Origin of the sequence: Acidisarcina sp., assembly GCA_035539175.1 — a bacterium.
In the GTDB taxonomy this organism is placed as follows: Bacteria; Acidobacteriota; Terriglobia; order Terriglobales; family Acidobacteriaceae; genus JANXZS01.
Genome location: DATLIY010000009.1, coordinates 402,975 through 418,215, shown reverse-complemented (window position 1 = coordinate 418,215; position 15,241 = coordinate 402,975). Strand labels below are relative to the sequence as shown.

At 55.4% G+C, this 15,241-nt stretch carries 8 protein-coding genes and 1 pseudogene; 4 read left to right on the top strand and 5 right to left on the bottom strand.

What is annotated here, in order from left to right:
- Nucleotides 1-14 precede the first annotated feature (14 nt).
- Nucleotides 15-1,829, top strand: coding sequence for a CRTAC1 family protein (locus VM554_13445; GenBank protein ID HVJ09377.1), 1,815 nt, complete (start codon nucleotides 15-17; stop codon nucleotides 1,827-1,829).
- Nucleotides 1,830-1,835: 6 nt separating this feature from the next.
- On the opposite strand, the gene VM554_13440 is transcribed toward VM554_13445, so the two are convergent.
- From VM554_13440 to VM554_13430, 3 genes are all read right to left on the bottom strand, one after another.
- A complete protein-coding gene (locus VM554_13440) occupies nucleotides 1,836-3,077 on the bottom strand; it encodes an MFS transporter (protein ID HVJ09376.1) in 1,242 nt (413 codons plus the stop codon).
- Nucleotides 3,078-3,250: 173 nt separating this feature from the next.
- The gene (thpR, locus tag VM554_13435) at nucleotides 3,251-3,814 is read right to left on the bottom strand and encodes an RNA 2',3'-cyclic phosphodiesterase (GenBank protein ID HVJ09375.1); all 564 of its coding nucleotides are present in this window, start codon (nucleotides 3,812-3,814) and stop codon (nucleotides 3,251-3,253) included.
- A 44-nt stretch (nucleotides 3,815-3,858) separates the two neighbouring features.
- Nucleotides 3,859-4,326 (bottom strand): NUDIX domain-containing protein, encoded by a 468-nt coding sequence (locus VM554_13430; GenBank protein ID HVJ09374.1) that lies wholly within the window; start codon nucleotides 4,324-4,326, stop codon nucleotides 3,859-3,861.
- Between the two features lie 489 nt (nucleotides 4,327-4,815).
- Here VM554_13430 and VM554_13425 point away from each other — a divergent pair, with 489 nt between their 5' ends.
- On the top strand, nucleotides 4,816-8,493 hold the full coding sequence (locus VM554_13425) for an Ig-like domain repeat protein (protein ID HVJ09373.1): 3,678 nt from the start codon (nucleotides 4,816-4,818) through the stop codon (nucleotides 8,491-8,493).
- Nucleotides 8,494-8,523: 30 nt separating this feature from the next.
- On the opposite strand, the pseudogene VM554_13420 reads toward VM554_13425, so the two are convergent.
- Nucleotides 8,524-10,566, bottom strand: a pseudogene (locus VM554_13420) (DNA/RNA helicase domain-containing protein).
- Nucleotides 10,567-10,731: 165 nt separating this feature from the next.
- Nucleotides 10,732-11,778, bottom strand: a complete 1,047-nt coding sequence (gene selD, locus VM554_13415) for a selenide, water dikinase SelD (GenBank protein ID HVJ09372.1) — start codon at nucleotides 11,776-11,778, stop codon at nucleotides 10,732-10,734.
- 109 nt (nucleotides 11,779-11,887) lie between these two features.
- On the opposite strand from selD, the gene selA reads away from it, so the two are divergent.
- Both selA and selB read left to right on the top strand, forming a co-directional pair.
- Nucleotides 11,888-13,321: an L-seryl-tRNA(Sec) selenium transferase gene (gene selA / locus VM554_13410; protein HVJ09371.1), complete on the top strand. Its 1,434-nt coding sequence runs from the start codon at nucleotides 11,888-11,890 to the stop codon at nucleotides 13,319-13,321.
- The gene (selB, locus tag VM554_13405; GenBank protein ID HVJ09370.1) at nucleotides 13,318-15,237 is read left to right on the top strand and encodes a selenocysteine-specific translation elongation factor; all 1,920 of its coding nucleotides are present in this window, start codon (nucleotides 13,318-13,320) and stop codon (nucleotides 15,235-15,237) included. The genes selA and selB overlap by 4 nt, the downstream gene beginning before the upstream one ends.
- The last annotated feature ends 4 nt before the right edge of the window (nucleotides 15,238-15,241 follow it).

Below are 15,241 nucleotides of genomic sequence, written 5' to 3'. Positions count from 1 at the left end.
GACAGGTTCGCGGCATGAGTGCATGGGCTTTGCTGCTTGCGGCGCTCCTTACGTGCATTCCATCCTTCGCGCAAAGCGGCATGGGGCCACAGAAGGAAGATCCACAATTTGGCAGAAAGCAAAGCGGAAGCTCGCACAGTTCCACGGAGCGTCCATCCACTGCTGATCGAGGAAAACAACAACTACCCGAGCTTGTAGACATTACTGCCTCCACCGGAATTACCTTTCAGCATCAGTCATCACCCGAACAAAAATATATTGTCGAATCGATGAGTGGAGGTGTGGCGCTCATTGACTACGACCGCGATGGCTGGCCGGATATTTATTTCACCAATGCGCAAAGCGTTCAGATGGCTCTCTCCGGAAAGAAGTCGCGCAGCGCTCTTTATCACAATAATCATGATGGTACGTTTACCGACGTCACGGAAAAGGCTGGAGTTGGATATCCCTGCTGGGCTATGGGCGCGGTCGTGGGAGACTACGATAACGATGGTTGGCCCGATCTCTTGGTGACATGTTTCGGCGGCGTAGTGTTATACCGCAATCAACATGATGGGACCTTTAAGGATGTTACACGGCAGGCAGGCTTAAGCAACGATACACAATGGGCTACGGGTGCAACCTTCGGAGACTACGACGGGGATGGCTGGGTGGATCTGTTCGTCTCGCACTACGTTGATTTTCATCTGGATGACCTTCCTGCTTTTGGCTCAAGTAAAACATGCAAGTACGAGGGGATTGATGTTCAGTGCGGGCCGCGAGGTCTAAAGGGAGCTCCCGACAACCTTTACCACAACAACGGCGACGGAACCTTTACGGATGTCTCGAAGAAGGCCAGGGTTGATGATCCCCAAAAGTATTTTGGGCTGACGTCGGTGTGGGAAGATTTTGATGACGATGGCCGCCTCGATCTTTTTGTAACTAATGACGGAGAGACAAACTATCTCTACCACAACAACGGCGATGGCACCTTCACAGATATTGCAATGACGGCTGGCGTTGCGCTGAGCGATGACGGATCAGAACAGGCAAATATGGGCGTCGCCCTGGGAGACTATCTCAATACGGGACGGCGCTTCTCCATCGCTGTGTCGCACTTCAATCATGAATACGCCGCTCTGTTTCGGAATGATGGAAACAATGCCTTCACCGATAGTTCTGCGCATGCTGGCCTTGCGCGAAGGACAGCTCCGTATGTTGGTTGGGGAGATGGATTTTTTGATTTTGATAATGATGGATGGCAGGACTTCTTCCTCGTCAATGGTCATGTCTATCCGCAGGTTGATAATGCCCATCTGGATGCAAGCTATCGAGAACCCAAGCTGCTGTTTCTGAATCAGCGAGACGGTACTTTCAAGGATATAAGTCAACTCGCCGGTCCGGCGATTCAAACGCCTCAGGTGAGCCGCGGAGTAGCAATGGGCGATCTCTTCAATGATGGCAGAATCGATATCGTGGTAGAGAACTTGTCGGGCGGTCCGATGATCCTTCGTCCCACGGGAGGTCCTGCGAATCACTGGATCAGCTTTGAGTTAGAAGGAACTAAGAGTAATCATTTGGCGCTGAATGCTCGAGTCAGGGCAACTGCGGGAGATCTGGTCCAATTAGGTGAAGTGCACAGTGGTGGCAGTTACTTATCGCAGAGCGATCTGCGCATCCATTTTGGTTTGGAAAACCGCGATCACCTGGATAAAGTAGAGATTCTTTGGCCTGCTGGAAAGACTGAAGTATTCGAAAACATAGCTGCCGATCACTACTATCGTGTTACAGAAGGTAAGGGAATCACGCTGCTTCATCCGCAACAGCCCGAATCTTCCAGGCACCCCTGATCGAGTCTAAGGTCTGGCTACAACCTGGGGTTGCTCATCGCGATCATGGGGTAGAAGGGAAGAAAGCATCAATAGCATGAGCGCGCCGAACGTTGGGACCAAAAGGCCGATACGAAGTGCCTGGAAGTAGGTAGAGACAAGCCCCGTCAACCACGGCAATGTGGCCCCCCCAAGAGATGCGGAGGCAAAGATGCGGCCCAGCCTTGGGTTGTTCCCGGTGCGCGATAGCATGAACGAAACCACCAACGGATATAGAGGCGCCAAGCTCATCGCTGTGATTATCGTCAGGCAGATGAGGATAGGCGCTGTAAGATGTGGTGCCAGAATCAAAACGCCAACTATAAGGATGAGCGCCACCAGGCTTCCGCGATAGGCACGCCGCTCGTTTACATCTCTGAGCAGAAGGGCCATTAAACTGCGACCGCATAGTTGGCCAATCCAGAAGTAGAACGAGATCGAGGAGGCAATCCCGGAACTCAAACTACCTGGAATGATGCGTTGTCCATAGGTCGGTAGCCAGCCACCTAGTGAATTCTCTATTCCTATATATAGAAACAGCGTGGCAAGAAAAAGCCATAGAGTCGGCCAGGGAAGCCTCGTACCAGATCCGCTGTCCAATGAAAGGCCATAGTACCTTTTCGGTAACAGAAAAGCGAATAGCACTGCCGCGATCGTCAGGCCAATCATCACAAGGAGGAAGAACCATTTCAAGTTGCCGGCTGCATTGCCCGTCGTCCCAGACTCAGTGATTTCGAAGACCTGCCGATGCAGGCTCCATCGCAGCAGCAGCGGACATGCAATGGCACCCAGGCCCCACCCCATATTCAACAGCGCCAGCAGCCTGGAAGTGGAATAGCGTTTACGTTCAGGCGCAAGGGGAGCGCTGGTTTCGACAGCATCGATCGTGCCTATGATTACGTTGCCGGCGGTCAGCCCAGCGCCAAGCCCAAGTCCGATGACGAAGAAGGCAACGTGGGCGATCAGGAATCCGGAATAAGTAAGTCCAAGGCATCCGAGTGCCGAGCACAGCGCACCGCATAGCAGGCTCAATCCCAGGCGCCGCGTCGCGAACCAGGCTCCAAGCAGTTGCCCCACAAACGACGCGACGAAGAGCGTCCCCAACTGTGCATCAGGCAAATGCCATCGTGCATTGAGGGTCGGCAAGATAGGTCCGAGCATAACCGTGGCGACGCCAGCAACCAGAAAGTAGAGGAAGACTGGGAGCAGCGTTCGGTGGCGTTCCGCCATGGAGGAGACCTGTCTGTGCGTGGCAGCTAGCAAGTTGATGTCACGGCTTCGTTGGAATTGTTTCGTTGTAGTATCGGTGTTCACAAGTCCAGGAGAAGCCGCTCGCGAGGTCTCGCTGGAAGACTCCCACATTCTAATGGATGAGGCTGATGGGGAGGCGACCGAATGGAGCGTTAAGATCCAGCTCGGGAACCGCCATCGAGGAGAAACCGCTCGCGGATCTCGTATTGAGAACCAGTGGGCGCGGGCAAGCTTTCATAAAGAAGGAACGCATCAGCGGTAAACCTGGTGAAGGTGGGCTGGTGGTGGATCCTGCTCTTCAGTGCGTGGAAAGCTTGTCCCGGGCCTTTGCCTCTGCTTCTCGCCAGGGTGACGTGAGGACGATAGGGGCGAGTCTCAGGGACGAATGCACAAAGACTTGTTGCGGTGCAGACATGCTCCTGAAGGGAGAGCAGGCCGGGAGTCAGTCGCACACCCACAAAGAAAATCCCTGCGCGGTCGAAAAGGTCCAGCAACTCAAGCTTTATAGGAACGGGAGGCAGATGCAGTTTGCGAAGCTGTTCGACAACGCATTTGAATTGTTCCGCGCCGGTGTTGCCTAGAAATTGCAAAGTGATGTGCCATAGGTCAGGAGGTGACCAGCGTAGTCCATCGTTGTTGGATTGAAGACGCATCGTCACCGCCGAGAGCTCGGTGATAACTTCTGCCGCCAGCGGTATTCCAACAAACAATCGCATACCAAGATAATGGTAGCGCGCTCTGTTCGATTGCGGCTTCGCGTCTACTCCGCTCCGCTCAATGCCCGCGTAAGCCGATCGAGGAAGGGAATCTGGCTCTTGAGCATGTGTTCTCTCGCCTCAGCAAGAGAAAACCACCCTCCACGATCTACTTCAGGAAACTCGATGAAACGCCCTGTTCGCGGCGGCCACTCCAATTGACAGCGATTGCTGGTCAAATCGCCGGGGTTGCAGTCACCCTCAAGGGCCCATACGGAGACGATCTTTCCGCCGGCCTGTTTCACCTCGCCCAGTGCGAGAAGATTTCCTTGCACGGCAACGCCTGTCTCCTCCTGGAATTCGCGGACGGCGGCATGTAACGGCTGCTCGCCTTCTGCGTATTCCCCCTTGGGAATAGACCATGCTCCCAGATCCTTGGCCGCCCAGAATGGACCGCCAGGATGAACTAGGAAGACCTCGAGACCACGGCTTCGCTGCCGATACATCAGCAGGCCGGCGCTGCGTTTTGCCACAAGAATTTACCCGATTCAGTATAGGCGGCGCAGTTCCTGACAGGATATCTGGATTGGTTACCCTTCTGGTTGAGGCTGCAATCTATTTCACCACGCGAAACAACGTGTCGGCTCCTTCTCCGTGTATTTCTAGTAGCAATAGATGCTATTCCGGCGGTCCGATCTGCACGGGATCTTATTAGTTATTGCGTAAGACCAGCCTTCTCTATAGAAAAAGGAGTTTCTTTATCTTTAAGTCGTCGTTGTATCAGGACGCCAGCGCGCTTATCAAAAAATAAAACGCTGTTAGCGGTCTCTGGAAATTTCTCATACATGATTGACATTAGGAACTCAGACTAGAGATCTTGTCCGAGTTCAATAGTTTCGTTTGAGGCCGTTGCTGCTTTGAAATTCGCCCATGTCTGCGACGCAAAAAATAAAGACTTGGGTTGGTAAGAGAACACACATGTCACCGGCGAATGCGCCAGGTGACTTAGGAGAACCTCGCTCATGCTAGTGAAACGAATCAACGCGTTTCTTATTGTCGTGCTGATGGCTGCTATTGCGCCGATCTGCCGTGCGCAGTACACCACAGACTGGGTGGCTAACACATATGGGACCAATGCAACACACGTGGGTAACGCTGCCCGTTCCCTGTGGGTAGCTCCCGAGGGAGTTATATATACAGCTTCTGCATGGGACGAGAATGAAGGCAGCATTGCCATCTACCAGAATGGCCAGAGCATAGGTTCCATAGGAACACACAACGAAACGCAAGGTAGTGCCATCACTGGTAACTCAACTTCTCTCTTTGCGGCTATGGAATATTCGACAACGTATGGCAGCGGAAAAGTGGGACGCTACAATCGATCCACCAAAGCGCGAGATCTGGTTATATCGGTCAGTGCTACCACAACTCAGAAATATGCAGATGTGGTCACTGGACTGGCAACGTCCGGGTCGCTGCTTTACGCGAGCGACTTTCCAGGCAATCGAGTTCGGGTATTTACAACTGCGGGTGTCTGGCAGCGAGATATCAGCGTTCAGGGGCCTGGCGCGCTCGCTGTGGACAATGCAGGGAATATCTGGGTCGCTCAAATGAGCGCAGGAGCAATCGTCGAATTCGGTCCAACTGGAACTCTGCTAAACACAATTCCGATGGGCACAACCTCTCGTCCATCCGCCCTGTATTATGACGCGCCCAACACGCGACTGATGGTTGGCGATCAAGGGCCCGACATGAACATCAAGATATACAACATTGCGAGTACCCCAGTTCTGACTGGCACCTTTGGCGTTAAGGGTGGGTATCTCGACTCGACGACTGGGACCAAAGGTCAGGTTGGAGCTCAGCGGTTCACACGAGTTGTCGGAATTGGAAAAGACAATACCGGGAATTTGTACGTACTCAATAATCCCTGGGGTGGAACCTGGGATCTAGGGCGCAATGGCGAGACGGACCTTCACGCTTACGACAGCACTGGTACGCTGCAGTGGAAGCTCCAGGCTCTAAACTTCGAGGCGGTTGGTGATCCCGATTCAGGTACAGACGGAGCTTATTTCTACAGTGGAAACAACATCTACACCGGGACTGCCGGTGGACAATTCATAGCGAACACGATCGATCCGATCACGTATCCAAATGATCCGCGAATTAACCTGAGTGACCCAGCTCGTGGGGAACATTTTGGCCAGGTTGCGACCGTAGGGCCGAACAAGATCCTTGTAGCTGCTGGACAGAATCCGGATATCTTCTTCTTTTCCCACTTCAATCAGGCGAATGGATATATCGCTATACCTGACGCCTCCATACCCGGTACAGCGTTTGGCACGACGGCAAGAATCCGGAATGGATTTTGCCTCGATAGCAAGGGAGATGTTTGGGCCGGCTTGGATAAGACAAACGCAATCTGGCACTATCCGTTGCTTGGCTTTGACAGCAATGGAAAACCAACCTGGGGAGCAGGTATTGCCACTCCCACGCCCGCCAGTATTGGGGTATTGGCCCGCATTATCTACTTGCCAGACACAGACACGATGATTCTGGCGCAACGAATTGTAGGAAGCACAGACTGGACTTCAATCGGGACAAGGGTCGAAGTCTACCATGGGTGGAAAGCTGGAAATACAACTACACCGAATCCAGTTATCACGTTGACGAGTACGAATCCGAAGGCCATTGCTGCTGCTGGCAACTATCTGTTTGTCGGGTACGTGCACACCGTCCCGAATATCGATGCCTTCAACCTGACCACCGGCAGTTTGGATACTACTTTCATCAACAGCAGCCCGAGCACTGTGTACGTCGGGAACGACGTGGATTCGATGTATGGCATCCGGGCATATCTCCGATCGACGGGTGAATATGTGGTGACGAAGGATGACTACAACGGTACAAATCTTGTCGTTTATCGCTGGAGTCCCCAGACCATTGGGACAAATCCCCTGAATGTAAGTCTATCGCCTGCGGCGATAACGTATGGTGCCGCATCGGCGATGCTCACGGCGACTGGTACATTCAACGCCAGCACGAGCCCGACCGGGTCGCTAAGTTTCCAGGTCAACAACGGAAACCCAGTACAGGGAACATGCTCAATAAGTAGTGGCACGCTCACGTGTATTGCGAACTATCCGACCGCAAGTTTGGCCGTCGGCTCCTACACCGTCAACGTCAGCTATGCAGGCGACAGCACTTACGCCGCAACCTCGGCGACGTCGACGCTAACTGTCTCCCAGGCTACTCCGACTGTAACGGCTACCGGAAGTAGTTGTGTCTACAGCGGGTCAGGTTGCAACGGTGGCGGCACGGCCACCGGCGTCAAGGGGGAGTCGCTCACACCGGTGACGCTAAGTTACTCCGGCACGGGCAGCACTGCTTATGGACCCGCTCCTACACCGCCTATCGTCGTCGGCACTTATGCGGTAACAGCAAGCTTTGCCGGCAATACGAACTACACTCCCGGAACTTCGGCTCCTGCTGCTATCACAATTACTCCCGCACCGACAGCAGTTCCTATAGTTACGGTCACACCCACGACGCCGCAGTACAGTGACGTGGTCAATGTTTCCGCAACTACCGTTTCATCTCCCGGGGTTGGTGGTAGCGTCAGCTTCTTCCTTAACTACATGACCAGCACCCAGCAGCAATTGGGCGATGCCCAACTGGTTGGACCTGACGGCACGGCAACGGTTTCCAACGCTCTATTGTTGGAGAGCGTGGCTGGGTCGATGCTTCCGGGAAATCACACCGTTACTGCGCTATTTACGCCGAGCGATCTTGCAGACTTCGTGGGCAGCTCGAACACAGCGGCGCTTCCTATTGCTGGAGAGGATTCGAATCTTACCTATACAGGGCAGTATGTGCTCTACACCGCATCCAGCAGTACGTACTCGGTGACCGCGCCGTTGACGTTCACCGTGCAGGACAGCAACGCAGTACCAACCACATCGCCCATCTATGATCCTTATCCAGGAAATATTCTGAATGCCCGATTCAAGATCCTGGTTGACGGTATTGCCACGCCGGCATGCAGCAATCTTCAGCCATCGCTCGTTACCGACGACACGCGCGTCGGAACGATCGGTTGCAGCTATACATTCTCGTTCCCGAGCAGCCAGACGGGAGCCACGCCCACCATCACTGTAGTTGCCGATTCGGGCAGCTATTATCTGCCCACCGCCGGAGATAGCCGCTTCACGATCTCGGTCAACCTGCCAAACCAGACCAACTTCATCAGTGGAGGCGGCTTCCTGGTAAACGGCGCCTCGATGGGTACGTATGCTGGTGATGCAGGCGCGAAGACGAACCTTGGCTTCAACGTCAAATACAACCAGAGCGGGACGAACCTGCAGGGGCACCTCAACATCGTCGTTCGCGGCAATGGACACATCTACCAGATCAAGAGCAATTCGATCGCTTCGCTCGGGGTCACAGACACTGTCGCGGGCGGCTATGGCTCGTTCATCGCAAAGGCCAACATCCAGGATGTCACGGATCCGCTGAATCCGATCTCGATTGAAGGGAACGACTCACTGACGCTCACCTTCCACGATAACGGCACACCCGGCACCAATGACACTCTTGGGATCTCGGTCTACAACGGTGGCATTCTCCGCTTCTCCAGCAATTGGGATGGCACAAACACTATCGAGCAAAACCTCGGCGGCGGCGATCTGACAGCCCACTAGTCGAAGCACTCTGCAGCCCACTGGCACTGTCTATAGGCAGCGTAGGTGGGCTGTATCTGTATTGGGGGCTGGCTGCTCTAACAAGGTTACGCCGCATTGAAGCAGGTACTGCGCTGTGGCCTCAAACTCTTTTGGTGGATTCGTGGGGTCATCCGGATTCCCTTTGGGGACAAAGATAATCATTCCCTGTCTCGCACGGGTGAGTAACACGCGGTAGGCGTTCCGACGATAGGTTCTCTTATCATCGTTCTTGATCGCGATCCATTTGCTTTGTCTACCAGGCCGTAGCGTTCGGAGCTGCCAACCTAGCGGTTCAGACCATATGAAGTCTCCGCCCCAACAAAGACCAATCCAATCCAGTTCCAGCCCCTGAATCTCAAACTCTGTCGCGAATACTTCACAGCGATAGCTCGAGCGCACATCTGTTTATTCTGCCAGATACCAGTGTTCCCAAGGATACTCAGCATGAAAGGTGGAGCTTGGCTCCAGCCCTTCCGCACGCAAGCGAGCGGTCCCTGAAGAGCCGACAAGGCCATAACGGTTTGCGCCGATCCCTTGCTCCCGCAACTTCGAACGCGTTTCGTCGAGATTGCGTGAAAGGAGGATTGGAAATCGCTCGCCAATCCGCAAGGATGCTGCACCCTCGGGGTCTCCCTCCAGCACACGATTCACCCATGTGGCCAGATGTTCTGCGCGCAGACTTCGATTCGAGGTTCGTAGGTGCAACGCTGAACTCGTCTGCACCGGTTTCTGCATGGAGAGGTCGGCAAATAGACGATGTCCCGCCGTGGATGCCCCGCCTTCCAACACTTCGGGCGATGCGTAAATCACCCAAGGCTTTGCGCTGTCGATTAGTGCACGGCCCCATTCTTCCAGCCCAGCTTCGCCATCGTTGATTTCCTGGCCTCCGCCGACTAGCGCTACGACCACCGCCCAATTCTGATGTCGTTCCATAATGCGGAGAAGCATCTCCGGCTCTGAGTAGTCTCGTGCAAACTTCTTCTTGTTCTGCTTCCGATTCCAGGCACGCTGCGCTTCATCGAAGATGATTGCATGGTTGGAGGGCGGCCCTGGATTGTCTTCTGTGTAATATCGAGCAAAGACGTGAACATTTTCCAGAAGAGTCTTTGCCTCGGCACGGGCCTGTACGACATTCGCACCGCTTCGCCTACTCTCCTGGGTAAAGAGATGTTGCAGCACCTTTACCAGCGGACCATTGCCACTCATAAAGTGGATGGCGTCAGCCTTATTTTCATTCGAATGCGCAAGACTTAGGCCCACCAAGGTTTTTCCTGAACCGGGCACTCCGGTCAAAAAGCAAATTGCAAAATGATTCTCAGCACGAGCTCGGTCTACCTGCGCCTGAATGGTCTGGCGCACACTTTCAATTTCGTGTTCTGACGCTTCCGAGTGTGCAATCTCACGAATCGAAAGCCCGGTTCTGAGTGCCAAGGCTGCTTCAATAATGTTCGGTACTGGGAAATAGGGGCTGTCGTCCCAATCTGTTGCATCGAGCTGTCCCGTCGAATGTTTGTCTACTTCGATCAGTATTTGTGAAAGTTCATTCCAAGAGATCCGCAAGACCTGCCCCACCCAATATGTCGGTAATTGCAGGAGAAGCTCGCGCTGATTCAGAGCCGTTAGATTCGCTTTCGGCGCCTCAGGCGAAAGGATAATCGGTACGATTCGACGATCCGCAGATGCTTTGTGAAAGTAATGCAGGAGGAGAGCATATTCTTCAATCTGTCGCTTAGCCTTTGGTGCGACTTGTGCGGTCTTTGCTTCAAGGACTACAACGGTATCCCGGACTAACAGGACCGTATCGATGCGCAGCTCTTTCCGCGGAATTGAGAACTCGAGAAGCAGGCCCCACGAGTTCGCAGAAGTTGACCAGCGAACGCATTGTTCCAACGCCAGTCGAAGCGAATGGATGTCTCGTTCCCATGTTAGGGTTTGGTCTGAATACTGGCTCGTATATCCACGGTTGGCGTATGCAACCTCTAAGTGAGCGAGCACCTGCTGCTCACTCTGTGTAAGGAACTCCTCGACACTTGCCCGATAGAAAGATGCCATCTGTTCTTGCAGCTGTGACTTTTGCCCAGGGTATCACCTTGCAAGCAATACTTGATCGCAGCTCGAGAATTCTACTTCCCATAGTCGGATTTTTAGGCACCGTGTCGTGGGCTGTTTAGGTCGAGTTGGATTGCAGGATATGCGCCCCCCTGGCGGGAGCGCTACTCAACTCACATGGATAAGTGGTGGTGCAGCGGCGAACTCGCCCACTACGCTTGCGTGATCGAAGTTCCGGCTTCGCAGAAGTGCGAGTACCTCCGGCACACTGTCGCTGGAACAGGCAATCAGCAAGCCACCGCTGGTCTGCGGATCGCAAAGGACGCCGCGCCACCATTCAGGTGCATCCGCCGGTAGATCGATATCGTGTCCGTAGCTCTTCCAATTCCGCTTTGCGCCGCCGGTACCAATCCCGGCTTCCGCCATTTGCTGAGCGTGGGAGAACAATGGCAAAGCGGCAAGCTCGACTTTGGCGCCAAGCCGTGCTCCCCGGCACATTTCCAGAAGATGACCGAGCAACCCGAATCCCGTGACATCCGTCATAGCGTTCACACCCGGTATCTCTCGCATCTCCGCGCCGACGGAGTTGAGTTGCGTCATCGAACGCACCATTTCGTCATAGAGTGGAGGGCTGAGTTTCTGTAATTTGAGGGCTGCGCTATAGATACCTGCGCCGAGTGCTTTGGTCAGGATAATCTTGTCTCCCGCGCGTGCCGTGCTGTTGCGGATCGCACGGGCTGGATCGACAATGCCGATTGCGACCAGGCCATAGATCGGCTCGGGCGAATCAATCGAGTGTCCTCCAGCCACCGGGATCCCGGCGGCCGTGCACACCGATGCTCCTCCTGCAAGGATCTCCTGTACCAGACTCATCGGCATCTTATCCACCGGCATGCCTACTACCGCGAGCGCCATGACAGGAGTTCCGCCCATGGCGTAAATGTCCGACAGCGCATTGGTTGCCGCGATGCGACCGAAGTCATGTGGATCGTCGACGATCGGCATGAAGAAATCCGTGGTTGCGACGATAGCTTGACGATCGTTCATGCGATACACGGCAGCGTCGTCGTCGGTTTCCGTGCCCACCAGCAACTGTTCGACCCCAATGGGCTGAGGCATCTTTGCCAGGATCTCCCGTAGAACCGCAGGAGCAAGCTTGCAGCCGCAGCCACCGCCATGCGCCATTTCCGTCAGCCGAATCGATTGGGTTGCCATGCGGGTTTCTCCTTGGGATAGATGATTCGAAACTCGTCGGTACGCCGCTATAATAGTACCCGTCTGAATAGTCTTGGCAAATAACAGGGTCCCGAGAAGAAGGATGGCAATGCTGGTTTCTACCCCAAGGTCCTCTCTGTTGTCATCGCTTCCGGGGGTAGAGAGTCTTCTCAAGCAGACCGAGGCCGCAGGGTTGATCGCGGAATTTGGTCGTCCGGCGGTGACCCGTGTTATCCGCGCCGTGCTGGCGCAAGTGCGGTCGGAGTTGCTCGCCAACAGTTCGACCATCGTTCCTGACGATCTTTCCCTCATTCGAATCGCCGGCGGCCAACTGCGAGCAGATGTGCCTTCTTTACGCCGAGTCTTCAACCTGACCGGTACGGTGCTCCATACAAATCTTGGGCGAGCCACATTGCCAGAAGAGGCGATTGAGGCGGTTGCGCTGGCCGCACGGGAAGCCACGAACCTTGAATTCGATCTAGTCAGTGGCAGGCGGGGAGATCGCGACGTTCATCTCGAACGGCTTCTGTGCGACTTAACGGGAGCGGAGGCGGCCACGGTGGTGAACAACAATGCTGCGGCGGTGTTGCTGGTTCTGAACAGCCTGGCGAACCGTAAGGAGGCTCCCACTTCGCGCGGCGAATTGATCGAGATCGGGGGATCGTTCCGTCTGCCTGATATTATGACGCGCTCCGGCTGCCGGCTGCGAGAGGTTGGAACCACGAACCGAACTCATTTGAGCGACTACGCAGACGCGATTGGTCCCAAGACCGGACTCGTCATGAAGGTTCATACCAGCAACTATGTGATCGAGGGCTTCACCTCCGAAGTGCCCGAGGCCGATCTTGCACGGCTGTGTCACGAGCGCAGTGTTCCTCTCGTTGTAGACCTGGGTAGCGGCACGCTGGTTGGTCTTGAGAAATTTGGGATGCCGCATGAGCCTACGCCAGCCGAGTCTATTGCGAATGGAGTGGATCTGGTAACGTTCAGCGGAGACAAGCTTCTCGGTGGCCCCCAGGCCGGCATCATCGTGGGCCGGGCCGTTCTCATCAAAGCAATCAAGCGCAATCCGCTCAAACGAGCTCTGCGCGTCGATAAGATGACGGTCGCCGCTCTTTCCGCGGTACTTCGTCTTTACTCAAATCCGGAGCGTCTTGCGGAGCGGCTTCCCGCACTGCGCCTGCTGGTGCGTCCAGTGGAAGAGATTCGCAGCATGGCCGATCGACTTCGAGATCTGCTTGCTCCCCGGCTTGATGGAATCGCCTCAGTGGAAACAACGTTCTGCGGCAGCCAGCCTGGTAGTGGCGCACTGCCCACGCGCGAGATTCCGAGTGCTGGTCTCGCGATCCGGCCCGTAGTGCAGGGGCGCAATTCCGGAGCGGCCCTGGAGCGTATTGCACGCGCCTTCCGCGAGTTGCCCATCCCCGCAATTGGACGCATACAGAACGGTACGCTCCTCTTCGACCTGCGCACGCTGGAGGATGAATCGGCGTTCGTCGGCCAGCTACCCGCACTCAACTTTCTTCGCGCCTCCGCCAAATGATCATTGCTACTGCAGGACACGTCGATCACGGGAAGACGATGCTGGTGAAAGCGCTCACCGGCGTGGATGCGGATCGGCTGCCGGAAGAAAAGCAGAGGGGGATGACGATCGATCTCGGATTCGCTTATCTCCCCATCGAGTCAGCCGAGACCTTCGGGTTTGTCGATGTTCCCGGCCATGAGCGTTTTGTTCACAACATGATTGCGGGCGTGGCCGGAATCGATTTTGTCCTGTTTATCATCGCCGCAGATGACGGCCCCATGCCGCAGACCAGGGAGCACTTGTCGATTCTGGATCTTCTGGGAATTCAGAAGGGCGCGGTTGCGATTACGAAGACCGACCGGGTGACGGCCTCGCGAGTCCTCGACGTTCAGAATGAAGTTGCTGCGTTGTTTTCCCGGACGACCTTGGCGGGCTCGCCGATGTTCCCCGTGAGTGCGTTGACGGGTGAGGGAATTGAAAGTCTAAAGGCGTACCTGCTGCAAACTGCACGAGAGTGGAAGCCCAAAACGACTGCAGGCAATTTCCGATTGGCGATTGACCGTTCGTTCAGCGTCTCCGGCGCCGGACTCATCGTTACTGGAACGGCGATGGCCGGGTCTCTCTCGGCAGGGGAGCAGGTGCGAGTTCTGCAAGCCGGATTCGCAGTCCGGGCTCGTACTATTCACGCACAGAACGCTGCATCCCCAACCGGCAGAGCAGGGCAGCGCTGCGCCATCAATCTGGCAGGCTCGGAGTTGAAACCCAAGCTCATTGAGCGAGGAGATTGGGTGGTCACGGGAAACGTTCCGGAACCTGTGCAGCGTTTCGATGCGCGTCTTCGTATTCTCGAGAGCGAGGTGCGGCCGTTGGCGCACTGGACTCCGGTTCACGTCCATCTCGGCGCATCAGATGTTACGGGGCGCGTTGCGGTTTTGCAGGACTCCAGCATTGCGCCCGGCGCCTCGGGCTTAGTACAACTCGTGCTCGACCGTCCTATCGGCGCGCTGTATGGCGATCGTCTGATCCTTCGCGATCAATCTGCGCAGAGGACAATCGGCGGCGGAAGCGTCATCGACATCTTTCCGCCCGTTCGTGGCCGCGCAAAACCGGAGCGGCTTGCCTATCTTGCAGCAATGGGTCAGGACGATACGCGGTCCGCGTTTTTGTCCCTTGTGCGCTCCGCTTCGCACGGAATGAATCTAACCCGATTCGCGCAGAACCGTAACCTTACAGCGCGGGAAGCCGCGGAGCTCTATACGGGCACTTCGACCAGGTGCGTGGTAACGCCATCCGGTGTGCTGGGATTTTCGCTAGAGAACTGGAGCCTGCTCAAGACCGCGGTTGTCGAAACGCTCACCTTACTGCATCGCAGGACGCCCAACGTCATCCCCAATGAAGATCGCGTTTTTTGGGATGCAGGGCTCCGCTTGCCGAAGGAGGTTACGTCGGCGCTGACAGCGGAGTTAACGAAAGCAGGCGTCATCGTACGCGAACCCTCCGGCGTACGCCTCAGCACGCATGTGACGCAACTCAGCCCGGCGGATGAGGCATTGTGGAAGCAGACGGAGCCATTGTTGAACCAGCATCCTCTGCGGCCGCCAACCATCCGCGATGTCGCCAGTGCGCTGGGCATGGATCCGAAGAATACGGAATCGTTTTTGGTTCGTGTTTCGCGCATGGGCCTGGCGGTGAGAGTAGCCGAGAACCGCTTTTTCCTGCCGGACGGTTTGCGCCGTGGTGCTGAGTTTACCGAGGAAATTGCGGCGGCGAACGAGGGATGGATCACCGCTGCCAGGCTTCGCGATCGCACAGGAATCGGCCGCGGCGTGGCCATTGAGATTTTAGAGTATTTCGACCGGATTAAATTTACGCGTCGCATCGGAGACGAGCATCAGTTGCTCCGGTCGGCACGAGAAGTGTTGGGAGATGGCTGAGAGG